The following is a 22,736-nucleotide window of genomic DNA, read 5'->3' on the forward strand; positions in this document are numbered from 1 at the left end:
GGCCCCGGGTTCCGGTGAGCCGCCGGCACGAGGCGCCGGTGATGGGCCGGCACATCCGGCACGCGGCCGTCTTCTGCGCGCTGCTGCTGGCCGCCCTGCTGGTCAACGCCGCGCGCGTGCAGATCGTCCAGGCCGCCCGTTATGACGACAGCCCCGGCAACCGGCGTGCGTCGATCGCCCGTTACGGGCAGCCGCGCGGCGACATCCTGGTCGACGGCGCCCCGGTCACCGGGTCGCGGGACACCGGGGAGCAGCTGCGCTACGAACGCACCTACGCGGACGGGCCGTTGTTCGCCCCGGTGACCGGGTTCTCCTCGCAGGAGTACGGGACGACGTTCCTGGAGCACGCCGAGGACGGTCTCCTCTCGGGGGTCGATCCGCTGCTCGGGGCGTTCCCGCTATGGAACGACTTCACCCGGTCCCGGCCGCCCGCAGGGAACGTGGTGACGACGCTCAACGGGCGGGCCCAGCGGGCGGCGTACCAGGGGCTGGCCGGGCGCAAGGGGGCGGTGGCCGCGGTGGAGCCGTCGACGGGGCGGATCCTGGCGCTGGTGTCGGCCCCCTCGTACGACCCGGCGCTGCTGTCGGGGAACGACCCGGGGGCGGAGCGGGCCTGGGCGCGGCTGAACGCCGACCCGGACAAGCCGATGCTGAACCGGGCGGTGCGGCAGACGTATCCGCCGGGGTCTACCTTCAAGGTGGTCACCGCGGCGGCGGCGCTGGACGCGGGCGTGGTCCGCGACCTCGACACGCCGACCCGCTCCCCCGCGCCCTACACCCTGCCCGGGACGACGACCCGTCTGGTGAACGCCGCCGAAGGGTGCCGGGACGCCACAGTGCGGGATGCGTTCGTGTGGTCGTGCAACACGGTGTTCGCCAAGCTGGGAGTCGACACGGGGCTTCGGGGCATGGCGGCGACGGCGGAGGCGTTCGGTTTCAACGCGACCGACGTGCGGGTGCCGTTCTCCGTGGCGCGCAGCACCTTCGACACCTCCGTCGACCGTGCGCAGCTCGCCCTGTCCTCGATCGGGCAGTACAACACGCGGGCCACTCCGCTGCAGATGGCGATGGTCGCGGCGGCCGTCGCCAACGGGGGGCTGGTGCGCACGCCGTACCTGGTGGAACGGACGACGCGGTGGAGCGGGGCGACCCTCGCGGCGGGCGGCGCGCGTGCGGCGCGGCAGGCGATGCGGCCCTCGACCGCGTACCGGCTGCGGGAGTTGATGACGGACGTGGTGCGCGAGGGCACCGGCAGGAACGCGGCGATCCGGGGCGCGACGGTCGGCGGCAAGACGGGCACCGCTCAGCACGGCATCGGCAACGCCGGGACGCCGTACGCCTGGTTCGTGTCGTGGGCGCAGGGCGACCGCGACCTCCAGTCGAAGGTCGCGGTCGCGGTGGTGGTGGAGGACGCCTCGGGCAACCGGGGGGAGATCACCGGGGGCGGGATGGCGGCGCCGATCGCCCGGGCGGTGATGGAGGCGGTGCTCAACTCCTGAAACCCGCTCAGCTCTTGACGAGTGCTCACTTCGTGAGACACGGCTACCGCGGACGATCACGACCGACCTAACGTTCGGTCATGACTGACGCAGCCGCATTCGAACTCGCCCAGGTCAACATCGCCCGCCTCAAGGCCCCTCTGGACTCGGCGCAGTTGAAGGACTTCGTCGACAGCCTCGACCCCGTGAACGCCGACGCCGACGCGGCCGACGGCTTCGTCTGGCGACTTCAGGACGACGGCGGTGACGCGACCGAGATCGCGGTCTTCGGCGACGAGTGGCTCATCATCAACATGTCGGTGTGGCGGGACGCCGACGCCCTGACCGCCTTCATGTACCGGGGGCGGCACCGGGAGATGCTGGCCCGCCGCCGTGAGTGGTTCGAGCGGGTGCAGGAGGCGATGGCGACGCTGTGGTGGGTCCCGGCCGGACACCGGCCCACCGTCGCCGAGGCCGAGGCCCGACTGCTGCACCTGCGCACCAACGGCCCGACGCCGTACGCCTTCACCCTGCGCGCGTCCTTCCCGCCCGGGGCCGCCGAGCCCGTCACCCTGGACGTCCCCGACGGCCTGGGCTGCCCCGCCTAGCCGGTCCCCCCGGCCGCCGACCGGACCGCGAAGGAGTCCCGAACAAGTCCCGCGCGAGGGATTGACGGCCTTGCTGACAGGCAGTCTCATAAGGAGGCGAGTGAATCCCGGGTAACAGGACACGCCCCCGTGCGACGAGGTGGAACAGCGATGACGACCCAGACGGAAGCCGACGCGCTCGACGGGCTGCGGGACGCGCTCGGCCTGCTCAAGGACCGCGAGCAGGTGGCCGAGCGGCTGCTCGTCTCTTCCGCCAAGCACTCCTTCGACCCGGACAAGGAGCTCGACTGGGACTCGCCCTTCGAGGAGGGCAAGTGGTTCTGGCCGCCGGAGCTGGTGTCGCTGTACGACACGCCGCTGTGGAAGCGGATGGGCGAGGAGCAGCGGATCCTGCTGTCGCAGCACGAGGCGGCGGCGCTGGCCTCGCTGGGCATCTGGTTCGAGATCATCCTGATGCAGCTGCTGGTGCGGCACATCTACGACAAGTCGGCGACCAGCGCGCATGTGCGGTACGCGCTGACCGAGATCGAGGACGAGTGCCGGCACTCGAAGATGTTCGCCCGGCTGATCGCGCGGGGCGGCACGCCCTGGTACCCGGTGGGCAGGGCGCACCAGCACCTCGGCCGGCTGTTCAAGACGGTCTCCACCACCCCGGGGTCCTTCACCGCGACACTGCTCGGCGAGGAGGTGCTGGACTGGATGCAGCGGCTGACCTTCCCCGACGAGCGGGTGCAGACCCTGGTGCGGGGCGTCACCCGGATCCATGTGGTGGAGGAGGCGCGGCATGTGCGCTACGCGCGGGAGGAGCTGCGGCGGCAGATGGTGACCGCGCCGCGGTGGTCGCAGGAGTTCACCCGGGTCACCTCGGGTGAGTTCGCCCGCGTCTTCTCGGTCGCGTTCGTCAACCCCGAGGTGTACGCGAACGCCGGGCTGGACAAGCGGGAGGCCGTGGCACAGGTGCGGGCCAGCGGGCACCGGCGCGAGGTCATGCAGACCGGGGCGAAGCGGCTGACGGACTTCCTGGACGACATCGGGGTGCTGCGGGGAGTCGGGCGACGGCTTTGGAAGTCGTCGGGGTTGCTGGCGTAGTCGCTGCACGCGGGGGCGGGGTTGTGCGCGTGGTCGCCGCCGCCCGCTCGGGCGGAGCTGCGGGCGCGCTCGGTCGCTGCGCGCGCGGGCGGAGCTGCGGGCGCGGTCGATCGCTGCCCGCGCGGGCGGGGCTGCCGGGCTGGTCACTGCGCGCACGGGCGGAACTGCCCGCGCGGGCGGGGCCGCGGGTGCGGGCGGGGCCGCGGGCGCGGGCTGCCGGCGTGGTTGGGGCTGCAGCCAAGTCGCTGCACGCACGGGCGGAACTGCCCGCGCGGGCGGGGCTGCGGGCGCGGTCGATCGCTGCCCGCGCGGGCGGGGCTGCCGGGCTGGTCACTGCGCGCACGGGCGGAGCTGCCCGCGCGGGCGGGGCCGCGGGCGCGGTCGCTGCCCGCGTGGGCGGGGCTGCCGGCGTGGGTGTTCTTGCGGTGGGCGTCCGCGGTCGGCGGTGGTCGGGTGGGGCAAGCGATTACGCTGCACGCATGAGCCCCGCCGCCCCCGCCTACCGTCGCCTGAGCGTCGAGGAGCGGCGCAGGCAGCTGCTCGACGCGGCGCTCGGGCTGTTCGCCCACCGTCTCCCGGAGGACGTCTCGCTGGACGACGTGGCGGAGGCCGCCGGGGTGTCCAGGCCGCTGGTGTACCGGTACTTCCCAGGCGGCAAGCAGCAGCTGTACGAGGCCGCGCTGGGCTCCGCCGCCGAGGAGCTCCGGCACTGCTTCGACGAGCCCCACGACGGCCCCATGCTCCCCCGGCTCGCCCGCGCCCTGGACCGCTACCTCGCCTTCGTCGACCAGCACGACGCCGGGTTCAGCGCCCTCCTCCAGGGCGGCAGCGTCGTGGAGACGTCCCGGACGACCGCCATCGTGGACGGTGTGCGCCGCGCCGCCGCCGAGCACATCCACAGCCACCTCGGCGTGGCCGAGCCCGGCCCCAGGCTGCGGATGACGGTGCGGATGTGGATCACCGCCGTGGAGGCGGCCTCGCTGATCTGGCTCGACGAGGGCAAGCAGCCGCCGGCCGGCGAGCTGCGGGACTGGCTGATGGAACAGTTCGTCGCCGTCATGACGGTGACCGCCGGGCGCGATCCGCAGACCGCCGAGGCGGTCCGGGGTGCGCTCGCGGAGCGGCCCTGATCGACACTGGTGGTGTGAAGAGCGAAGACACCCCCTTCGAGGGCGGCCCGATGGAGGGCCGTGTCCTCCCCGTCCTGCTGGGCCCCACCGGCCACCCCCCGAAGACGTACCGCATCCCCGTCCCCGACGCGGACGGCGGCCCGCCCACGGTCCTGGTCTACCGCCGGGAGCCCCGGGGGCACAGCGCGAAGCTGGGCCTGCCCCGGGGATGGAAGTACGTGTACGACCCCGAGGGGCGCAAGGACAGCCGGCTCCGCTGGCCCTGGTCGAAGCCCGACACCGCGCCGGGGGACAAGGCTGAAGGCGGGCCGGAAGGCAAGCCGGATGACGCGCACGGGTGACTTCGTTGCGCCGAACCGCGCAGTCTTACCGCACTTGTCGCACTACCGCACCTGATGCTCGCCCTGCGGGGTGGAAGGGCCGCCCCGTGCGGGAGGTGATGACGTGTCAGGAAGGCTGCTGCGTCGGGTGTGCACGGCCTGCACGACGACGATGCTGGCCGCGCAGGCCGTACTGCTGGCTCCGGCGGCCGCCCGGGCCGTCCCCGAGCCGCCGGAGCCCGGCGGGCGCTCGGTGGCCGAGCTGCTGACGGACCTTCAGCGGCTGTACCGGGAGGCGGAGAAGGCCACCGAGGCCTACAACACCACCGAGGAGAAGCTGAGGGAACGCCGGGCCGAGACCGAGCGCGTCGACGCCGAACTGGCGAGGACGAGGCTGTCCCTCCAGGAGAGCCGGGGCGCCGCCGGACGCCTGGCCCGGCAGCAGTACCAGAACGTCACCGGCATCTCCCCCTACGTACGGCTGCTGCTCGCCCGGGACCCGCAGCGCGCACTCGACCAGGGGCATGTGATCGGACAGCTGGCGCGGGAGCGGGCCGAGACGGTGGGCCGGCTGGAGGGCAGCGAACGCAAGGCCGACGCCCTCGCCCGCCGCGCGCGTGCCACCCTCGACGCGCAACTCACCCTGACCGAGCGGAAGAAGAAGGAGCGCGACGACGTACGCCGCAGGCTGGACGACGTCGAGCGGCTCCTCGCCTCACTCAGCGCCGGCCAGCTCACCGCCCTCGCCGACCGTGAACGCGCCGAGACGGCCGAGGCCCAGGCCACGCTGGTGGCGTCGGGCGCGCTGGGCGAGGAGCGGGCGCCGTCGCCGCAGGGCGACCGCGCCCTGCGCTACGCCGTGGGCCAGCTCGGCAAGCCGTACGAGTGGGGCGCGGAAGGGCCCGCCTCATACGACTGCTCGGGGCTGACCTCCCGGGCCTGGCTGCACGCGGGCACCCCGATCCCTCGGACGAGCCAGCAGCAGTGGGCCCGCCTGAACCGCGTCCCGCTGGACCGGCTCCGCCCGGGCGACCTGATCGTCTACTTCCCCGACGCCACACACGTGGCGCTCTACGCCGGCAAGGGAATGGTGGTACAGGCCCCGAGACCCGGCGAGCCGGTGAAACTCTCCCCCATCGCGGCCAACCCGATCCTGGGCGCGGTCCGCCCGGACCCCGGATCCGAGCCCCTACCCGACTACAAGCCCCTGGACCTCACAAAAACCACGCCCCCGACTCCCGCAGCACCGAAGGGGATTGAAGCCCCTGCCCCCATCGCGAAGAGATAGCCGGAGAAGCGGCGTGCCCTGGCCCCTGACCTGTTCCCCAGGTCAGGGGTCGGTCTGGTGGTGGAGGTCGGTCAGGGGGCTACCGAGGACAGGTAGGCGCCCGTCTTCTCCGGGTCGTAGAAGTAGTTCTCGAAGTCCGCGGGGTCGTTGAAGCCGTTGGCGAAGCGGTCGGCTACCGGCTGGAGTTGGCCGGCTGCGCCGATGAGGTTCAGGATGTGCTCGGGGGGCGGGGCCAGCATCGCGTTGGTCCACTTCGTGACGTGCTGGGCGGTGTCCCAGTAGCGGTCGAACGTCGCCCGCATCCACTCCTCGTCGAACGGCTTGTCGCCCTGTTCGAGGATGGACGCGAGGTAGGCGGCCGCGCACTTGGAGGCCGAGTTGGAGCCCTGCCCGGTGATCGGGTCGTTGGCGACGACCACGTCGGCGACGCCGAGCACCAGGCCGCCGCCGGGGAGCCGGCCGACGGGGTTGCGCACGGTGGGCGCGTAGCGGCCGGCCAGGGTGCCGCCGGCGTCGGTCAGCTCGACGCGCGTGGCCCGCGCGTACTCCCAGGGCGTGAACTTCTCCATCAGCTCCAGCGTCAGGGAGAGGTGCTCCGCCGGGTCCTTGACGCCCTTGAAGACGTCGAGCGGGCCGCCGGGCACACCCTCCCAGAAGAGGATGTCGGCACGGCCCGAGGTGGTCAGCGTCGGCATGACGAACAGCTCGCCGACGCCGGGCACCAGGTTGCAGCGGACCGCGTCGTAGTCCGGGTGCTCCGGGCGGGGGCCGAGGCCGTGGACGTACGCCACCGCGAGGGCGCGCTGCGGCTCGCTGTACGGGGAGCGCTCGGCGTCGCGGCCGAACATCTGGACGAGCTCGCCCTTGCCGGCGGAGACCAGGACGAGGTCGTAGGCGCGGGAGAAGTAGTCGAGGTCGGAGACGGCCGCGCCGTGGATCACCAGCTGGCCGCCGCGCTGGGCGAAGACGTCCATCCAGCCGGCCATCTTCACCCGCTGGTCGACGGACTGCGCGTACCCGTCGAGCTTGCCCACCCAGTCGATCGCCCGCTGCGTGGGGCCGGGGTCGTGCGAGCCGGGTGCCGCCACCGAGACGCCGAGCCCCTCGATCTTCGGCGCCTGCGACTCCCAGAAGTTCAGCTGGAGGTCGCGCTCGTGCTGAAGTGCGGTGTGGAACATGCACTGCGTCGACATCACCCGCCCGGAGCGGATCTCGTCGGCGGTCCGGTTGGACATCAGGGTGACCTCGTACCCGTGCGACTGGAGGCCGAGGGCGAGCTGGAGACCGGACTGGCCGGCTCCGACGACGAGTATCTTCCGCATGCGGGGGGTGTCTCCTAGGTGGCCTGGGCAGGGTGTGGGGGTGGGGGGTGGCCCTACTCGGGGGTTTCGTCCAGCGCGTGGCCGACGAGGGACAGCAGGGTCTCGATCACCGAGATCCGGCGGCGCGCGTCCATGATCATGACGGGTATGTGCTTCGGGATGGTCAGCGCCTCCCGGACGTCCTCCGGGTCGAACAGCTCGCTGTCGTCGAAGTGGTTCACGGCGACGACGTACGGCAGTCCGCAGCTCTCGAAGTAGTCCAGCGCGGGGAAGGCGTCCCTGAGGCGGCGGGTGTCGGCGAGGACGACGGCGCCGATCGCGCCGCGCACCAGGTCGTCCCACATGAACCAGAAGCGCTGCTGGCCCGGGGTGCCGAAGAGGTACAGGACGAGGTCGTCGTCGAGCGTGATGCGGCCGTAGTCCATCGCCACCGTGGTGGTGAGCTTCTCCGGGGTGCCGCTGAGGTCGTCGGTCTCCTCGCTGGCCTCCGTCATCAGCGCCTCGGTCTGGAGCGGGGTGATCTCCGAGACGGTGCCGACGAGGGTGGTCTTGCCGACGCCGAAGCCGCCCGCCACCACGATCTTGGTGGCGATGGGGGCCCGGGTCCGGTCCGTCTGCCAGGACTTCAGGTCCTCGTCGGGCTCGTCGACGAGGGGGGAGACACCGAACGGGGCGTCGGCGTCAGAGACGACGGAGTCCACTGAGCACCCTTTCCAGCAGAGCTCGGTCGGGACGGCCCGTACCGTGGGCGGTACCGGTGCCGTACACACGGATCTTTCCCTGGTCCGCGAGGTCGCTGAGCAGCACGCGGACCACGCCGAGCGGCATCTTCAGCAGCGCGGCGATCTCGGCCACCGTACGCATGCGGCGGCACAGCTCGACGATGGCCCGCAGCTCCGGCATGACCCGGGTGGTGAGCGAGCCGTTCGTCAACTCCTTGCGCTCCTCGGGCGCTTCGAGCTCGGCCGTGGTCGCCACGAACGTCTCGACGAGGAGGACGTGACCGAAGCGGGTACGGCCGCCGGTCAGCGAGTAGGGGCGCACGCGCGCGGGCTTGCGGTCGCCGCCCCGGACGGGGAGCGGGCCGGCCGCGCCGCGAGGGGCCGGCGCGTTGCGGGGGCTCGGCGCGTTGCGCCGGGGCGTGCTCATCGGGGGCTCCCCGCCGTCGCGGACTCCAGTGACTGCCGCAGCTCGGTGCGCAGTTCGGGGGTCAGGACGTGGCCGGCGCGGCCCACGAACAGGGCCATGTGGTACGCCACGACGCTCATGTCGCAGTCGGCGGAGCCGTGGACTCCGAGCAGGGAGCCGTCGCTGATCGACATCACGAAGAGGCTGCCCTCGTCCATGGCGACCATGGTGTGCTTCACCCCGCCGAACGCCATCAGCCTGGCGGCGCCGACGGTGAGGCTGCCGATGCCGGAGACGATGGTGGCGAGGTCGGCGGAGGAGCCTCGCGGGCCGTTGCGCTGTGCTCCGCCGGAGTGGCGGGCGGCCTGGTTGAGACCAGGGTCGGAGGACAGCAGGAGCAGGCCGTCGGAGGAGACCACTGCGACGGACTGGATGCCGGGGACCTCCTCCACGAGGTTGGTCAGCAGCCAGTGCAGGTTGCGGGCCTCACTGCTCAGTCCGAAGGTACTGGGCGCGGTCAACTGCTTGCCTCCTCGACGGTGCCCCCCGTGTCTTCTTCGGCGTGTGCGTGTGCATCTTGAGGTGCGTCAGGTGCGGCGTTCGGCGCCGGCGCCGTCTGTTCGGCCAGCTCGGCTTCCACGTCGCGGTAGCCGGCCTGCGCTCCGCTGCGGAAGCCGCCGAGACGGCGACGGAGGGCCTCCGCGTCGACGCTGCCGCTGTGGCGGCGGGGGGTGGGGGTGGGTGCGGTGAGCTTGGGTGTGCGCTTGGGGAGGCCCTTGTCGGTGACGAGCTCCTCGGGGGCGTCGGCTGCCCGCCCGTGCTCGGCCTCGGCCTCGCCGTGACCGGCGGGCCCGCCCGTCGGGTGCGTCTGCGCACCGCCCGCGTGCCCGTGCGTCGGACGACCGGCGGGGGCGGCCGCGGGAGCCGTGCCGGGCCAGTCGTCGGCGGCCCTGCGGGCCCCGCCGGGGGTGGGGTGCGGCGCGGCGCCGGGGGCGAAGGGGGCTCGGGTCGGCCTGCCGCCGTGAGGTGCGGGGGCGTCGGTGTCCGGCCTGTGGTCGGGGGCGGTGCGGTCCTCGGCCGGCATGGCCTCGGCCGCCGGGACGTCCCCGCCCGGCCAGTCGTCCGCCGCGCGACGGGCGCGCCGGGATGCGGCGGCGGTCGGCGTGGCGCCGGGGTTGGCGGAGCCGCTGGGCGCGAAGGGGGCACGGTTCGGCGTGCCGCCTTCAGTCGCGGGGGTAGTGGCGCCCGGCGTGCCGGCGTCGGCCGCGGGGGCGGCTGTCGGCCAGTCGTCCGCCGCGCGACGGGCGCGCGGGGAGCGAGCGGTGGGCGGCGTGCCGGCATCGGCCGGGGAGGCGGGGGCGGCCTGCGTCCCGCTGTCGGTCGTGGGGGCGGTCGTCGGCCAGTCGTCCGCCGCGCGACGGGCACGCGGGGAGCGGGCGGTGGGCGGCGTGCCCGCATCGGCTGCCGGGGCGGCGGTGTCCGGCGTGCCGCCGTCGGTCGCGGGCGTGGTCGTAGGCCAGTCGTCCGCGATCCGACGGGCACGCGGGGAGCCAGCCGTGGGCGGCGTGCCCGCATCGGCCGCCGGGGCGGCGGTCTCCGGCGTGCCGCCGTCGGCCGTCGGCGCCGTCGTCGGCCAGTCGTCCGCCATCCGACGGGCACGCGGGGACCCAGCCGTGGGCGGCGTGCCCGCATCGACCGCCGGGGCGGCGGTCTCCGGCGTGCCGCCGTCGGCCGTCGGCGCCGTCGTCGGCCAGTCGTCCGCCGCGCGACGGGCGCGCGGGGAGCGGGCGGTGGGCGGCGTGCCGCCGGGGGCGGTGTCCGGGGTGGTCAGTGTGCCGGCGTCCGGCGTGGGGGCGTTGGGGGCCGACGTTCCGCCGGGGGCGGTGTCCGGGGTGGTCGGTGTGCCGGCGTCCGGCATGCCGCCGGGCGCGGACTGGTCGTCGGGCGCCATGGCGTCGGCTGCCGCGACATCGCTGCCCGGCCAGTCGTCCGCCGCGCGGCGGGTGCGACGGGAACCGCCGGCGTTCGGCGTGCCGCCGTCCGCTGCGGGGGCGGTGCCCGGCCAGTCGTCGGCCGCGCGACGGGCCGTCCTGGCGTCGGAGGTGCCTGCGGCCTCGGCCACCGCGTCGGACGTGCTGCCGGCCGTCGTGGCGTCGCCCGTCGGCCAGTCGTCCGAGGCGCGGCGAGCCGTCCTGGCGTCCGCGTTGCCTGCGGGGTCGGTTGCGGGCGGCACGCTGTCGGCGTCCGACGGGGTCGCGGTCGTCGGCGTGTCCCCTGCGTCGGCAGCGCTTGCCGCGTAGGGCATGTCCGGGGAGCCGGACGGGGCGTCGGCCGGCGTGGCAGCCGAGGGCTGCACACCCGACGGGACCGTCGTGGCCGACGTGTCAGCCTCGCCCGGCGAACCCGGCGTGGCGCCGGTGCCGGACGAGTCCGGGGCGACCGGCGTTGACGCGTCGCCCGCCGGCGCTTCCGCCTCAGCCGCCGGCGTTTCAGCGGAGTCCGTCGAGGCCGATGGGTCGGCGGACAGTGGGAGCAGGAGTTCCATCGTCGATTCGGCCGGGGTTTCCGGGAGCGACGTGGACTTGGTCCGGGCGGGGAGGACGTTGCCGTTGGACTCCGCGTCCGCGCCGGGGAGGGTGACCGCGGGCGTGGCGGCCGTGGTCGGCGGGGCGGCGGGGACGGAGGCGGTCGGGGGTGAGGCCAGCAGCGAGGTGGGCAGGACCACGACCGCCGCCACACCGCCCTGCTTCTGCTCGCGCAGCTGCACCCGCACACCGTGCCGGTGGGCCAGGCGGGCCACGACGTACAGGCCGAGCCCGAGCCCGTCCTCGCCCTCCTGGTCGTAGGGGGTGTCCGGGTCGAAGTCGGTGAGGCGGGAGTTGAGGCGGGTCAGCCGGTCGCCGGTCATGCCGATGCCCTCGTCCTGGACGGAGAGCATGACCTCGCCGTTCTCCAGGAGCCAGCCGGAGACCTCGACGGGCAGGTCCGGCGGGGAGAACGAGGTGGCGTTCTCCATGAGTTCGGCCAGAAGGTGGGAGAGGTCGTCGGCGGCGAAACCGGCCACGTGCGCGTGCGGGGGCAGCGCGGAGATGCGGACGCGTTCGTAGCGCTCGATCTCGCTGACCGCCGCGCGGACCACGTCCACCAGCGGGATGGGCCCCGCGTGCTGCTGCACGTGCTCCTCGCCCGCGAGGACGAGCAGGTTCTCGCTGTGGCGGCGCATGACCGTGGCGAAGTGGTCGAGCTTGAAGAGCGTGGCCAGCCGTTCGGGGTCGTGCTCGCGCTCCTCCAGGCCCTCGATGACCGCGAGTTGGCGCTCGACGAGTCCGAGGGTGCGCAGCGAGAGGTTGACGAACGTGCCGCTGATGCTGGTCCGCAGCTGCCCCAGCCGCTCGGCGGCGTCGGCGAGTTCGGCGCGCAGTTCCTCGCGTGCGTCGGCCATCTTCTGCCGCTGCCCGACGAGGTGCTTGCGGTCGGACTCCAGGGTGGCGATGCGCTCATGGAGGGCGACGGCGTGCTCGTGCAGGGCGTTGACGGAGCGCACGACCTGCGCGAACTCGTCGTTGCGGCCGGTGAAGCGGACCGCCTCCTCCGCGGCCGGGTTCTCGGCGCCGGCCAGCCGGGCGGAGCCGAGGCGCAGCACGGCCAGCGGGCGGGTGAGACTGCGGGCCATGGCGGTGGCGATGCCGACGGCGATCAGTATCAGCGCGCCGAGGAGGGCGACGCGCAGCTCCAGCGCGGTGACGTCGTCGTCGCGCAGCTGGGCGAGTTCCTTGACGCGGCGGTCGTAGGCGGAGGACTCGGCTCCGCGCATGAGGGCGACGCGTGCGGTGAGCGCGGCGTCGACCTTCTTGGCGTTGAAGCCGAGTTCGTCGTCGCTCAGGGTGGGCTGGTCAGTGAGGGCGGCCAGGTACTTCTGGGCGGTGGTGACGTCCGTGCCGGTGACCGTGGAGTCGTAGGCGTCGACGGCTTCTTCGGGCGCGCGGTCGCGGAAGGAGGCCAGGGCCGCGTCGGAGCGCAGCCGGGCCTGCTGGGCGGCGGCGGTGAGCTCGTCGCGCTGCCGGGTGTCGGCGTCGGAGGAGACCCTCTTGGACTCGGACCGGCCGGTGACCGGGTCGGTGACGTCCTCGGTGTCCGTCGGCATGTTCAGCGCCGCGAGGAGCAGTCCGCGGGCGGCGGTGGCCTGCTGGACGGCGGTGTCGAGCTCGGCGAGGGCGTACGCGCCGGCGCCGGCGCGCGGCGGCATCTGCTGGGCGAGCTGCTCGGCGAGCCCGTGCAGCTCGGTGATGGCCGCCGAGTACGCGCGGTGCGCCTCCAGGGCCGTGCTCCGGCCGGTGAGGGCGGCCTGGCGGACGGCTGCGATGCCGCCGAGGTCCTTGCGGAGTTCGGCGGGGGCGTCGGTGTCGGCGGTCAGTTCCTGTACCTGGCGGTCGACGCGTGCGCTGCTCTCCCCGGAGGGCGCCTTGCTCTTGGTCCGGCCGGCCGCGACGTAGGTGGTGACCTCGTCGCGTTCGTCGGCCAGGGACTGGGCGAGGACGAGGGCGTCCTGCGTCTGCTCGGCCAGGGTGACCAGGTTCTGGGAGTCATTGAGCTGCCCTGAGGCGGCGATGACGGAGGGGGCGCCGGCTCCCGCGATGGCGGCGGCCACGACGGCCACCGCGACGATCAGCCGGTTGCGTACGTGGGCGGGACGGCCCTTGCCGACAGGGGTGCGCTCCGCGCCCTGCTCGGAGGCCGTCTGCCTGCCTGTGCGCCGAGGCCGCGTCTTCTGCACCGGTGCTCGCATTCCTGACTCGTGTATACCCATGGGCCAAAGGTGACGCTCCGTCAGTCGGCGCGCCCTTCCGGTTCGGTCCCCGACCCTCCCAGTGCCGGTGGGCGGGGTTCGCGCATCGCCTGCCCCGCCACCCGAAGGAGTGAACCTCGGAGAGGAGTTAGCGGGCAAGTTCCTCTGGCGTGTGCGACGGCCTTGCGCGCGGGGCCGGTTGGACGTGGACGGCGGGCTTTGGCAGGATTCGCCGCCACGTCTTCCCGGAGCGCTTCATTCCCTCCCAAAACAGGCGTCTGACCTGCGTCGGCGTGTCCGGACCGCGATGGATGCCGGCCTTTCGCGAAGGGTGTGCAGGGGTCGTGCAGACTGGCTTGATGCGTACGGAACTTGTCTCGGAGCCCGGCGATCAGGCCTGCCCCAACGAGGACTTCGCAAGTGTCGGGCTTCCCGCCTCCGGGCAGGGCGGTTCGCTCGTCCTCCTGGACGGGGTGACGCCGCCGCGGGGCGGTACGGGCTGTCTGCATTCGGTCCCCTGGTTCACCGCTCGACTGGGCGGGGCACTGACCGAACTGACCGTTTCACACCCGGATGTTCCTCTGGCCGAGACACTGGCCGCCGCAGTCGCGCGTACCTCCGCCGCCCACGCCGAAACCTGTGACCTTTCTCACCCGCGCACTCCTCAGGCGACGGTCGCCCTGGCGCGCTGGTCGCCGGAGACCGTCGAGTACCTGGTCCTCTCCGACGCGGTCCTGCTGCTGGCCGCTCCCGACGGCACGGTCACCGCGGTCCTCGACGACCGGCTGGACCGGCTGCCCCGGGCCCTGCTGGCGAGCGCGGAGATCTGCGACGCCGAGGCCCGCAACAAGGAGGGCGGCTTCTTCACGGCCGCCGCCGATCCGGCCGTGGCCTCGCGGGCGGTCACCGGGAGCGTCCCGCGCGCGGACGTGTCGGCCCTGGCGGCGCTGAGCGACGGGGCGGCGCGCTGGACGGAGACGTTCCGCGAGGGCGACTGGACGGACCTGTTCGCCCGTCTCCGTAAAGAGGGGCCCGCGGCCCTGGTGCGGCGGGTGCGGGAACTGGAACGCGCGGCCGAGGAACGCGTCTTCCTCGGCCGCGGCAAGCGCCATGACGACGCCACGGCGGTGTACGCGGAGCTGTGAACGGCGGCCCGGCGGCGGGCTACCTGGCCATGCCCCGGTTGAGCTGGTTGAGGAGGCGGGCCAGTTCGGCCACCTCGGCGCGCTCCCAGTGGGACAGCTGGGTGACGTACCGGCCGCGGCGGGCCTCGCGGACGCGGCCGACCCGGGTGCGGCCCTCCTCGGTGAGGTCGACCAGCCAGGCGCGCCCGTCGGCCGGGTCGGGCTCGCGGGCGACGAGCCCGAGGTGTTCCAGGGCGCGCAGCTGCCGGGACATGGTGGCCTTGCCGATGCCGATGTAGGCGGCGAGCTCGGTCGCGCGCTGCCGGCCGCACTCCTCCAGCCGCACCAGCAGGCCGTACGCGGCGGACTCCAGGTCGGGGTGGACCTCGCGGGCCATCTCCCCCTGGCTGGCGCGGGCGCGGCGCAGCAGGACCGTCAGCTCGCGCTCCAGGGACAGGAACTCCTGGTCCACCCCGCGCGGCGGTGTGCCGGTTCCGGGGTGTCCCGGGTCCACCGCGTCCTCGGGGCGCCCGGTGCTCCCGCCCGCGCCCGCCTTCGCGTCTGCTTCCGCGTTCGTGTGTCCGATCGCGTGTCCGTCCTCGTGCACGTCAGCACTCCTGATCCGGTCTCGGACCTGATTCTACGTGCGTAGTTGCCTCCTGGCCGCGCCGCGCCGGACGGGCCCGGGCCTCCCTCAGGAAGCCGGGACCCGCGCCGTACCGGACGGACCCGGACCTCCCTCAGGAAGCCGGGCCCGCCTCGTCCGGCCGCGTCCGTCACGCCGCGACCGGGACCTCGGGCGTCGCGCCGTCCACGGCGGGCGCGAGCGCCAGTTCCAGGACCTGGCGGACGTCGGTGACGGTGTGGACGTCGAGCTTGTCCAGCACCCCCGCGGGGACGTCGTCCAGGTCGGGCTCGTTGCGCTTGGGGATGATCACGGTGGTCACTCCCGCCCGGTGCGCGGCGAGCAGCTTCTGCTTCACACCGCCGATCGGCAGGACCCGCCCGGTCAGGGAGACCTCGCCGGTCATCGCCACGTCCGTGCGGACCAGCCGCCCCGACAGCAGCGACGCGAGGGCCGTCGTCATGGTGATGCCCGCGCTCGGGCCGTCCTTGGGGACCGCGCCCGCCGGGAAGTGGATGTGCGCGCCCCGGTCCTTCAGGTCGGCCACCGGCAGTTCCAGCTCGGCCCCGTGGCTGCGCAGGAAGCTCAGCGCGATCTGCGCCGACTCCTTCATCACGTCTCCCAGCTGTCCCGTCAGGGTCAGTCCCGCCGCGCCCGTCTCCGGGTCGGCGAGGGACGCCTCCACGTACAGCACGTCGCCGCCCGCGCCGGTGACCGCGAGGCCGGTCGCCACACCGGGCACCGCCGTCCGCCGCTCGGCCGGGTCCTGGGCGGACTCGGGCACATGGTGCGGCCGGCCGATGAGGCCGCGCAGGTCGCCCTCGGTGACGGTGAAGGGCAGTTCCCGCTCGCCCAGTTCGTGCTGGGCGGCGATCTTGCGCAGCAGCCGCGCAACGGACCGCTCCAGGTTGCGCACGCCCGCCTCGCGCGTGTACTCGCCGGCCAGCTTGCGCAGCGCGCTCTCGTCGAGGGTCACCTCGTCGGCGTCGAGGCCGGCCCGCTCCAGCTGGCGCGGGAGCAGGTGGTCACGCGCGATGACGACCTTCTCGTCCTCGGTGTAGCCGTCGAGGCGGACCAGCTCCATCCGGTCGAGCAGGGCCTCGGGGATGGCTTCGAGCACGTTGGCGGTGGCGAGGAACACCACGTCGCTGAGGTCGAGTTCGACCTCCAGGTAGTGGTCGCGGAAGGTGTGGTTCTGCGCCGGGTCCAGGACCTCGAGGAGGGCGGCGGCCGGGTCGCCCCGGAAGTCCGAGCCCACCTTGTCGATCTCGTCCAGCAGGACCACCGGGTTCATCGACCCGGCCTCCTTGATGGCGCGGACGATCCGGCCGGGCAGCGCGCCGACGTAGGTGCGCCGGTGGCCGCGGATCTCGGCCTCGTCCCGGACGCCGCCGAGGGCGACCCGGACGAACTCGCGCCCCATGGCGTGCGCGACGGACTCGCCGAGCGAGGTCTTGCCCACGCCGGGCGGGCCGACGAGCGCGAGGACGGCGCCCCCGCGCCGCCCGCCGACGACGCCGAGGCCGCGGTCGCCGCGCCGCTTGCGCACCGCGAGGTACTCGGTGATCCGCTCCTTCACGTCGTCCAGGCCGGCGTGCTCGGCGTCGAGGACGGCCCGGGCGCCCTGGATGTCGTAGGCGTCCTCGGTCCTCTTGCTCCAGGGGAGTTCGAGGACGGTGTCCAGCCAGGTGCGGATCCAGGAGCCCTCGGGCGACTGGTCGCTCGCCCGCTCCAGCTTGTCGACCTCCTTGAGGGCGGCCTCGCGGACCTTCTCGGGCAGGTCGGCGGCCTCCACGCGCGCGCGGTAGTCGTCGGACTCCTCGCCCTGCTCCTCGCCGTTCAGCTCGCGCAGCTCCTTGCGCACGGCTTCCAGCTGCCGCCGCAGGAGGAACTCGCGCTGCTGCTTGTCGACGCCCTCCTGGACGTCCTTGGCGATGGTCTCGGCGACGTCCTGCTCGGCGAGGTGGTCGCGCAGCTGGCGTACGGCCAGCTTCAGCCGGGCCACGGGGTCCGCGGTCTCCAGCAGCTCCACCTTCTGCTCGGTGGTGAGGAACGGCGAGTACCCGGAGTTGTCGGCGAGCGCGGAGACGTCGTCGATGGCCTGGACGCGGTCGACGACCTGCCAGGCGCCGCGCTTGCGCAGCCAGGCGGTGGCCAGGGCCTTGTACTCCTTGACCAGTTCCGTGACATGGCCGGGGAGCGGCTCGGGCGTCTGCTCGTCGATGCGGGTGCCCTCGACCCACAGCGCCGCCCCGGGGCCGGTGGTGCCGGCGCCGATGCGCACGCGGCCGCGGCCCCGGATCAGTGCGCCCGGGTCTCCGTCGGCCAGCCGGCCGACCTGTTCGACGGTGCCGAGCACGCCGGTGCTCGCGTAGGTCCCGTCGATGCGCGGCACCAGCAGGACCCTGGGCTTGCCGGGCTCGGACCGGGCGGCGGCCTGGGCGGCCTCCACCGCGGCGCGCACGTCGGCGTCGTTGAGGTCGAGCGGAACCACCATCCCGGGCAGCACCACTTCGTCGTCGAGCGGCAGCACGGGCAGGGTGAGCGGTGTGAACGCTGTGGACTCAGCAGCCATGATCTCCCCTTCGGCAGTCAAGTTGAGTTATGCCGACTCAATGCACGGCGGCCCCCGGATGTTCCCCCTACCGGCCCGCGTTCGCTGTGGGCGATCACCTCCCCCGCCTCCCCCGCCCCCATTTCCGGCGTTCCCGCCGAACCGGACCCGCCCCGACAGCACAATGCGCACATGACCGATGACTGGAAGCAACGGCTCGACGCCCTGCACGCGGAGCTGGTCCGCCGGGACGACCCCGTCGCCTGGGTGATGGAGGCGGACGCCGTGGAGGCGTCCCGGCGCTACCCGGACCTCGCCCCGCGCGGGCCCGTCTTCGGTGTCGCGGCGCAGGACACCTCCGCCGGCGACCCGCGCTGGCGGCTGCTCAAGCCGGTCGTGAACGGCACCCCGCAGCAGGCCCGTGACGGCCTCAACTCCCACCTGTGGTTCAAGGCGAAGGACGACACCGACGACCCGGCCGTCCGCCGGGAACTGCTGAGCGCGGTGCGGGTGCTGGAGCGGGAGCCGGCCGACGAGGTGACGGCGCTGGGCGTGCGCTACCGGGTCGTGCGCGGCGACGAGTTCGCGCGCATGGGGGACGACGGGCTGGAGCCGCCCCGCCCGACCGACCCGGAGCCGGCCGCGCCCCTGTGGGACGGCCGGGACGACACCCCCTCCCCCGACCTGGGGTTCGTCCTCGACCCGGCCCGCGACGAGGGGCCGATGGCGGGCGCCCTGCGGCTGGGGCTGCGGGACTTCGCCTACACGGGCTCCCGCTACCCGGCCGACGTGCGGGAGGGCTCCGCGCGCGCGGTGCTGACGCACCCCGACGTCGTCTGTCTTCCCGTCGGCTTCTCGGTGGCCGAGCACGACGGCACGGGCTGGACCCCGCACGGCGCCCTCATGGCCACCCCGCACGAGGCCCGCCGGCTGCTGCACGACGGGATGGCCCGCTTCTGGGCCCTGCTGTACGGCTTCGACGAGGCGAGGAAGGCCGTGTACGCGCGCGCGGCCGAGGCGTACCGGGCGGCGGGCCGCGCCGACGAGGCCCGTGTGGAGGACCGGCTGTTCCGGATCTGCAGGGTGGAGCGGATGGTCCGCATGGGCCCGGACGGCCCCGAGCCGCCCCGCTCGTCCGACCTCGACGACTACGGCCCGATGAAGCTGCACCCGACCCTGCACGAGGACGGGACGGTGGTGCACGACGACTGACGTCCGCCGGGACGGGACAAGAGCGGGCGTGCGCTGGGCGTCGGGGGGCGTGCGCGACGCGAGGGGTGGTGCGCGGGCGCGTGCGCGCCGGCCGAATGCTCCCACTGCCCGCACGCCGTTCCCCTCCGACCGCAACCTCATGTGCCTCGCGCATCGGTGTAGGTCGTGTGATGCCACGGGCGGCCGCCTCCGGGAACGCAACGGCCTTGACTGACGACCACGACCACCGCCGAGGGCGCATGACCGCTTGCCCCGGGTGCCGGTTCTGCACCGGCCCCCCGCTGCCACCTGAAGGTCCCTCCGCGGGCGAAGAACCGGAAGCCGCCGGCTCGGGCGACATTCCCGCCCCGGTGGAGGCACCCGCCCCGGGCGGTCCCTCCGACTGTGACGCCCGCCTGGTGCGGGCCATGGCGCAGGGCAGCACGGAGGCGCTCTCCGAGCTGTTCGCCCGTCACGCCGGCTTCCTGTTCACGTACCTCGTCAACCACGGCTTCCCGGTCGAGACGGCGGAGGACGCGGTGCAGGACGCGTTCCTGTCCGCGTGGCGGACGGCCTCCTGCTTCCGCGAGGGCAACGCCGCGGGCTGGCTGCTGCGGATCGCCGTGTGCCGTGCCGTCGACCTGGTGCGCGCCCGCGGGCGGTCCCGGGCGCTCGCCGCCCGTGCCGCCCGCGACGGCCTCGCCCCGGACGCCGCCGTGGCCCCGTCCGCGGAGGACTGCCTGCTCGCCTCCTCCGTGCGCTGGACCGACCTGGACGCCGCGCTGGCCGATCTGCCGGCGCGGCAACGCCTGGTCATGGAGCTGCGCTACGTCCACGAGCTCACCGTCGCCCAGACCGCCCGGCACCTCGACGTGCCCGAGGGCACGGTCAAGGCCCTGGCCCACCGCGGCCGGGAGGGGATGCGCACCCGGCTGCTGACGGGGACCGGGGAAGCGCCCCGGGACGCGGCCTCGCCCGACAGCGGTCACTGGGAGGGAGCGGAGTGACGACGACGAAGGAGGACGCGGCGACCCCGGCGTCCCGCACCGCTGCCGGCGGCGGCCGGCGTGATGTCGTACGCGTGCGTTTGGTGCGCGGGATCTGGCCCGTGGGCGCGGCCGTCCTCGCCGCGCTGCTGTGCCTCCTGGTCACCGACTCGTCCGGCCGGCTCGACGGCGACTGGTTCGGAGCGGCGCGGACCATCCATATGAGCCTGCTCCAGCTCACCCCTTTCGCCATGGCGATCGGCTGCTGGCACGGCGGCACGGAACCGCGGGCCGGCGCCGAATGGGTCGGGGACAGCGCCGCGCGCGGACCCTGGACCAGGGCCCTGCTGTCCCTCGCGCCGTCCCTGCTGTGGCCGACCGCCGTCCTCGGCCTGGGCATCGTGGGCATGCTGGCCGTGACCTGGCCGACCGCCACCGGAGGGCGTCCGCCGTTCGCGCCGGCGCTCCACGCGCTGCTCGTGCTGGCCGGCGCCACGGGCACGGCGCACATCCTGGGCGCGCTCCTGCCGCTGCGGATCGTGCCGCTGCTCGTGGGAGTGGCGGCCCTGTGGCCGCTCATGGTCTCCAACGGCGGTGACGTGCTCGGCTTCGATTTCCCCTCCGACCGGCCCTACGTCGGGCCCGAGGTGCCCGGGCACCCCTGGTCCGGCTGGACGGACGGGCTCGTCCCGGGCTGGCTGCCCTGGGTCACCCTGGGGGCGCTCGGGCTCTCGGCGGCGACGATCCTGGCGCTGCGGGCGAGACTGTGGGGGTCCGCCGTCTTCCTGGTCGCCTGTCTGCTGCCGCTCACCCTGCTCGATCCGCTGCGCATGGGCGCCGTCGGCGCGGGCGTCGGAACCATCGCCGTCCGCTGCTCCACCGGCGTGCCGGCGGTCTGCCTGTCCGACGACCGCGCGGCGCGGAAGGACGAGCTGACCGAGGTCGCCGCCCACTTCGGACGGCTCCTGGCCGGCGTGCGGGGCGCGCCCACGCACTTCCTGGGCACCGCCGAGACGCTGCTGGGCGACCTGCCGCAGGACGGCGCATGGGCGATCGAGGTTCCCCTCGACTCCACCCGCGAGCAGCGCTTCCGGGCCATCGCCCTGTACCTGGCGGGCACGCGGTGCTGCCGGCCCGACCCCGACCAGGCCATCGTCGACGCCGTCATCCAGTGGCTCCTGCCGGCCGAGTACCGGCAACGGCGGCTCGATCCGCTCGCCCGGGCCGTGATCTTCCGGCTCGACTCCATGTCGCCCGCCGACCGCGCCGACTGGCTGAGCCGGTACCTCGTGGCGATCCGGACCCAGGCCCGCCTCACCCCTGCGCCGATGGAGACCACGTCATGAGCGAACCCCGGATCGTCCCGCCCGCACCCGCCGAGCCCTGGGTGCTCTCGCAGCACCTGCCCGCCTCCTGGGTCGCCGCCTACGCCGAGGGCCGCCTCGCGCCCCGGCTGCGCGGACTGGCCGAGCCCCATCTGCTGCTCTGCCGCCGCTGCGCGGACGCGGTGGAGGCCGCCGTACGGCGGGGCGGGCACGCGGCCCGGCTCGACGCCCTGCACACGGCCCTGCTGAACCGCGTCACCGGCGGCCCGCCCCCGCTCCCCGCGCCGGACCCGCCCGCCGTTCCCCCGCCGGTACCGGCGCGCCCGCCCGCACGGCCCACCGTCTCCGCGTGGCTGCGGCTGCACCGGCCGCCGTGGCTCGCCGCCACCCAGGTGCTGCGGCTGCCCTGGCTCGTGGCCGTGGCCTGCGTGTCCGGGCTGGGCGTGCTGTTCGGGCATCTCAGCCACTCCCCCGCGCCCCGTCTGGCGTTGCTGTTCCTCGCCCCGGTGCTGCCGGTGCTGTGCGTGGCGGGCAGCTACGGGGGCCGGGCCGACCCGTTCGCCGAGGTCACCCGGACCACCCCGGCCGGCGGTCTGCGCATCCTGCTGGTGCGCACCACGCAGACGCTGGTGGTGTGCGTGCCCCTGCTGACGGGCGCGGCGGCCGCGATGCCGCGCGCGGGGCTGTCGTCGTACACCTCGGCGAGCTGGCTGCTGCCGTGCCTGACGGTGACGCTGGCGACGCTGCTGCTCAGCTCCTACTGGGGCAGCTGGGCGGCCGCCCTGACGACGGGGGCCGGCTGGTTCCTGCTGGTGTACGCCCTGGCGAAGCCGCTGACCCAGCAGTACCGGGGCGACGGCTCCCAGCGGCTGGTGCTCGCCCTGCGGGACGTCCAGGAGCAGTTCGTGCAGGCGGGCGGCGCGCTCGTGTTCGGTGTGGTCTCCGCCGTGCTCGCCGAGTTGCTCGTGCTGCGCCGGCACGCCTTCGGACGGCTGGGGGCCCGGCGGTGATCCACACGGAGCGTCTGTGCGTACGACGCCGGCGTGCCCTCGTCCTGGACGGCGTCGACCTGCGTCTCGGGCCCGGGGTGCACGCCCTGCTCGGGCCCAACGGGGCAGGGAAGTCGACCCTGTTGCGGATCCTGGCGACGGCCGCGGCGGCCACCGAGGGCAGCGTCACCCTGCTGGGCCGCGACCCGCGCGTCCCGGTGCAGCGGCAGGAGATCCGGCGCCGACTGGGCTACCTCCCGCAGGAGTTCGGCCTGTTCCGCGGTTACACCGTGCGTGAGTTCCTGGTGTACGCGGCCTGGTTGCGGGAGATGCCGGGCGAGGAGATCCCGGCCGCGGTGGAGTGGGCCGCGCGGGCGGTCGGGCTGGACGGCCGGCTCGGGCAGCGGCTGGGCCGTCTGTCGGGCGGGGAGAAACAGCGCGTCGGCATCGCCCAAGCCGTCGTCAACTCACCCCAGTTGCTGCTGCTTGACGAGCCGACGGCCGGCCTGGACACGGAACAGCGGGACCGCTTCCACCGCCTGGTGCGGGAGTTGGGCCGCACGTCATGTGTCCTGCTGTCGACTCATCTGCTGACCGAGGACGTTCGGGACGTCTGTGCGGACGCGACGATCCTGTACCGGCGGAACGTCGTGTTCCACGGCACGCCCGCCGCTCTGGACGAGGCCGGCGGCTACGGCGCCTTCGTGCCGCCCGCGGAATGAGCCGCCGCTTCCTGACGAGCCGACGCGCGGGGGTGCCGGGCTGTCTTGCGCGTTCCGCCGCCGGACGGCCG

The 22,736-nt window shown here is 74.2% G+C and carries 19 protein-coding genes; 12 read left to right on the forward strand and 7 right to left on the reverse strand.

Features of this window, described 5'->3' with window-relative positions; translation table 11 throughout:
• The first annotated feature begins 41 nt into the window (after positions 1 to 41).
• From ACFYXA_RS17715 to ACFYXA_RS17740, 6 genes are all read left to right on the forward strand, one after another.
• On the forward strand, positions 42 to 1,499 hold the full coding sequence (locus ACFYXA_RS17715) for a penicillin-binding transpeptidase domain-containing protein (RefSeq protein ID WP_389035046.1): 1,458 nt from the start codon (positions 42 to 44) through the stop codon (positions 1,497 to 1,499).
• An 80-nt stretch (positions 1,500 to 1,579) separates the two neighbouring features.
• On the forward strand, positions 1,580 to 2,086 hold the full coding sequence (locus ACFYXA_RS17720; protein ID WP_389033647.1) for a DUF3291 domain-containing protein: 507 nt from the start codon (positions 1,580 to 1,582) through the stop codon (positions 2,084 to 2,086).
• Positions 2,087 to 2,236: 150 nt separating this feature from the next.
• The gene (locus tag ACFYXA_RS17725; RefSeq protein ID WP_389033650.1) at positions 2,237 to 3,175 is read left to right on the forward strand and encodes a diiron oxygenase; all 939 of its coding nucleotides are present in this window, start codon (positions 2,237 to 2,239) and stop codon (positions 3,173 to 3,175) included.
• Positions 3,176 to 3,654: 479 nt separating this feature from the next.
• The gene (locus ACFYXA_RS17730; protein WP_352249309.1) at positions 3,655 to 4,305 is read left to right on the forward strand and encodes a helix-turn-helix domain-containing protein; all 651 of its coding nucleotides are present in this window, start codon (positions 3,655 to 3,657) and stop codon (positions 4,303 to 4,305) included.
• A gap of 14 nt (positions 4,306 to 4,319) precedes the next feature.
• On the forward strand, positions 4,320 to 4,646 hold the full coding sequence (locus ACFYXA_RS17735) for a hypothetical protein (protein WP_351095143.1): 327 nt from the start codon (positions 4,320 to 4,322) through the stop codon (positions 4,644 to 4,646).
• Between the two features lie 103 nt (positions 4,647 to 4,749).
• Positions 4,750 to 5,913 carry a C40 family peptidase gene (locus ACFYXA_RS17740; RefSeq protein WP_352249313.1) on the forward strand — a complete coding sequence of 388 codons (1,164 nt, stop codon included), beginning with the start codon at positions 4,750 to 4,752 and terminating at the stop codon, positions 5,911 to 5,913.
• Between the two features lie 71 nt (positions 5,914 to 5,984).
• Here the strand turns inward: ACFYXA_RS17740 and ACFYXA_RS17745 are convergent, their stop codons facing one another.
• The 5 genes from ACFYXA_RS17745 to ACFYXA_RS17765 are packed head-to-tail and all read right to left on the reverse strand — an operon-like array spanning position 5,985 to position 13,137.
• Positions 5,985 to 7,235, reverse strand: coding sequence for a styrene monooxygenase/indole monooxygenase family protein (locus tag ACFYXA_RS17745; protein WP_352249315.1), 1,251 nt, complete (start codon positions 7,233 to 7,235; stop codon positions 5,985 to 5,987).
• A gap of 53 nt (positions 7,236 to 7,288) precedes the next feature.
• Complete coding sequence (locus ACFYXA_RS17750; RefSeq protein WP_352249317.1) at positions 7,289 to 7,936, reverse strand: ATP/GTP-binding protein; 648 nt, start codon at positions 7,934 to 7,936, stop codon at positions 7,289 to 7,291.
• Positions 7,917 to 8,384 carry a DUF742 domain-containing protein gene (locus ACFYXA_RS17755; protein ID WP_352249319.1) on the reverse strand — a complete coding sequence of 156 codons (468 nt, stop codon included), beginning with the start codon at positions 8,382 to 8,384 and terminating at the stop codon, positions 7,917 to 7,919. Before ACFYXA_RS17755 ends, ACFYXA_RS17750 begins: the two co-directional genes overlap by 20 nt.
• The gene (locus ACFYXA_RS17760; protein ID WP_130443593.1) at positions 8,381 to 8,884 is read right to left on the reverse strand and encodes a roadblock/LC7 domain-containing protein; all 504 of its coding nucleotides are present in this window, start codon (positions 8,882 to 8,884) and stop codon (positions 8,381 to 8,383) included. Before ACFYXA_RS17760 ends, ACFYXA_RS17755 begins: the two co-directional genes overlap by 4 nt.
• Positions 8,881 to 13,137, reverse strand: coding sequence for a nitrate- and nitrite sensing domain-containing protein (locus ACFYXA_RS17765; RefSeq protein ID WP_389033659.1), 4,257 nt, complete (start codon positions 13,135 to 13,137; stop codon positions 8,881 to 8,883). The genes ACFYXA_RS17760 and ACFYXA_RS17765 overlap by 4 nt, the downstream gene beginning before the upstream one ends.
• Before the next feature lie 371 nt (positions 13,138 to 13,508).
• Between ACFYXA_RS17765 and ACFYXA_RS17770 the strand changes: the two genes are divergently transcribed.
• On the forward strand, positions 13,509 to 14,294 hold the full coding sequence (locus ACFYXA_RS17770; RefSeq protein WP_389033662.1) for a protein phosphatase 2C domain-containing protein: 786 nt from the start codon (positions 13,509 to 13,511) through the stop codon (positions 14,292 to 14,294).
• Positions 14,295 to 14,313: 19 nt separating this feature from the next.
• Here the strand turns inward: ACFYXA_RS17770 and ACFYXA_RS17775 are convergent, their stop codons facing one another.
• Together ACFYXA_RS17775 and lon are read right to left on the reverse strand one after the other, a co-directional pair.
• Complete coding sequence (locus ACFYXA_RS17775) at positions 14,314 to 14,787, reverse strand: MarR family winged helix-turn-helix transcriptional regulator (RefSeq protein WP_389035049.1); 474 nt, start codon at positions 14,785 to 14,787, stop codon at positions 14,314 to 14,316.
• A gap of 262 nt (positions 14,788 to 15,049) precedes the next feature.
• On the reverse strand, positions 15,050 to 17,473 hold the full coding sequence (lon, locus tag ACFYXA_RS17780; RefSeq protein ID WP_389033665.1) for an endopeptidase La: 2,424 nt from the start codon (positions 17,471 to 17,473) through the stop codon (positions 15,050 to 15,052).
• A 171-nt stretch (positions 17,474 to 17,644) separates the two neighbouring features.
• On the opposite strand from lon, the gene ACFYXA_RS17785 reads away from it, so the two are divergent.
• From ACFYXA_RS17785 to ACFYXA_RS17805, 5 genes are all read left to right on the forward strand, one after another.
• Entirely contained in the window at positions 17,645 to 18,664 is a 1,020-nt protein-coding gene (locus ACFYXA_RS17785) for a DUF5954 family protein (protein WP_389033668.1), read from the forward strand.
• A gap of 350 nt (positions 18,665 to 19,014) precedes the next feature.
• Positions 19,015 to 19,650, forward strand: coding sequence for an RNA polymerase sigma factor (locus ACFYXA_RS17790; protein ID WP_389033671.1), 636 nt, complete (start codon positions 19,015 to 19,017; stop codon positions 19,648 to 19,650).
• On the forward strand, positions 19,647 to 20,975 hold the full coding sequence (locus ACFYXA_RS17795) for a hypothetical protein (RefSeq protein WP_389033674.1): 1,329 nt from the start codon (positions 19,647 to 19,649) through the stop codon (positions 20,973 to 20,975). Before ACFYXA_RS17790 ends, ACFYXA_RS17795 begins: the two co-directional genes overlap by 4 nt.
• The gene (locus tag ACFYXA_RS17800; protein WP_352253388.1) at positions 20,972 to 21,964 is read left to right on the forward strand and encodes a hypothetical protein; all 993 of its coding nucleotides are present in this window, start codon (positions 20,972 to 20,974) and stop codon (positions 21,962 to 21,964) included. The genes ACFYXA_RS17795 and ACFYXA_RS17800 overlap by 4 nt, the downstream gene beginning before the upstream one ends.
• Positions 21,961 to 22,665 (forward strand): ATP-binding cassette domain-containing protein, encoded by a 705-nt coding sequence (locus ACFYXA_RS17805; RefSeq protein WP_389033679.1) that lies wholly within the window; start codon positions 21,961 to 21,963, stop codon positions 22,663 to 22,665. Before ACFYXA_RS17800 ends, ACFYXA_RS17805 begins: the two co-directional genes overlap by 4 nt.
• Positions 22,666 to 22,736: the final 71 nt, after the last annotated feature.

This window comes from Streptomyces sp. NPDC002566 (assembly GCF_042889585.1).
GTDB lineage: Bacteria > Actinomycetota > Actinomycetes > Streptomycetales > Streptomycetaceae > Streptomyces.

Excerpts from the sequence above, each read along its gene's own strand:
- ACFYXA_RS17715 (WP_389035046.1), top strand. The coding sequence starts at position 42 with ATGGGCCGGCACATCCGGCACGCGGCCGTCTTCTGCGCGCTGCTGCTG.
- ACFYXA_RS17720 (WP_389033647.1), top strand. The coding sequence starts at position 1,580 with ATGACTGACGCAGCCGCATTCGAACTCGCCCAGGTCAACATCGCCCGC.
- ACFYXA_RS17725 (WP_389033650.1), top strand. The coding sequence starts at position 2,237 with ATGACGACCCAGACGGAAGCCGACGCGCTCGACGGGCTGCGGGACGCG.
- ACFYXA_RS17730 (WP_352249309.1), top strand. The coding sequence starts at position 3,655 with ATGAGCCCCGCCGCCCCCGCCTACCGTCGCCTGAGCGTCGAGGAGCGG.
- ACFYXA_RS17745 (WP_352249315.1), bottom strand. The coding sequence starts at position 7,235 with ATGCGGAAGATACTCGTCGTCGGAGCCGGCCAGTCCGGTCTCCAGCTC.
- ACFYXA_RS17755 (WP_352249319.1), bottom strand. The coding sequence starts at position 8,384 with ATGAGCACGCCCCGGCGCAACGCGCCGAGCCCCCGCAACGCGCCGGCC.
- ACFYXA_RS17770 (WP_389033662.1), top strand. The coding sequence starts at position 13,509 with ATGCGTACGGAACTTGTCTCGGAGCCCGGCGATCAGGCCTGCCCCAAC.
- lon (WP_389033665.1), bottom strand. The coding sequence starts at position 17,473 with ATGGCTGCTGAGTCCACAGCGTTCACACCGCTCACCCTGCCCGTGCTG.
- ACFYXA_RS17785 (WP_389033668.1), top strand. The coding sequence starts at position 17,645 with ATGACCGATGACTGGAAGCAACGGCTCGACGCCCTGCACGCGGAGCTG.
- ACFYXA_RS17800 (WP_352253388.1), top strand. The coding sequence starts at position 20,972 with ATGAGCGAACCCCGGATCGTCCCGCCCGCACCCGCCGAGCCCTGGGTG.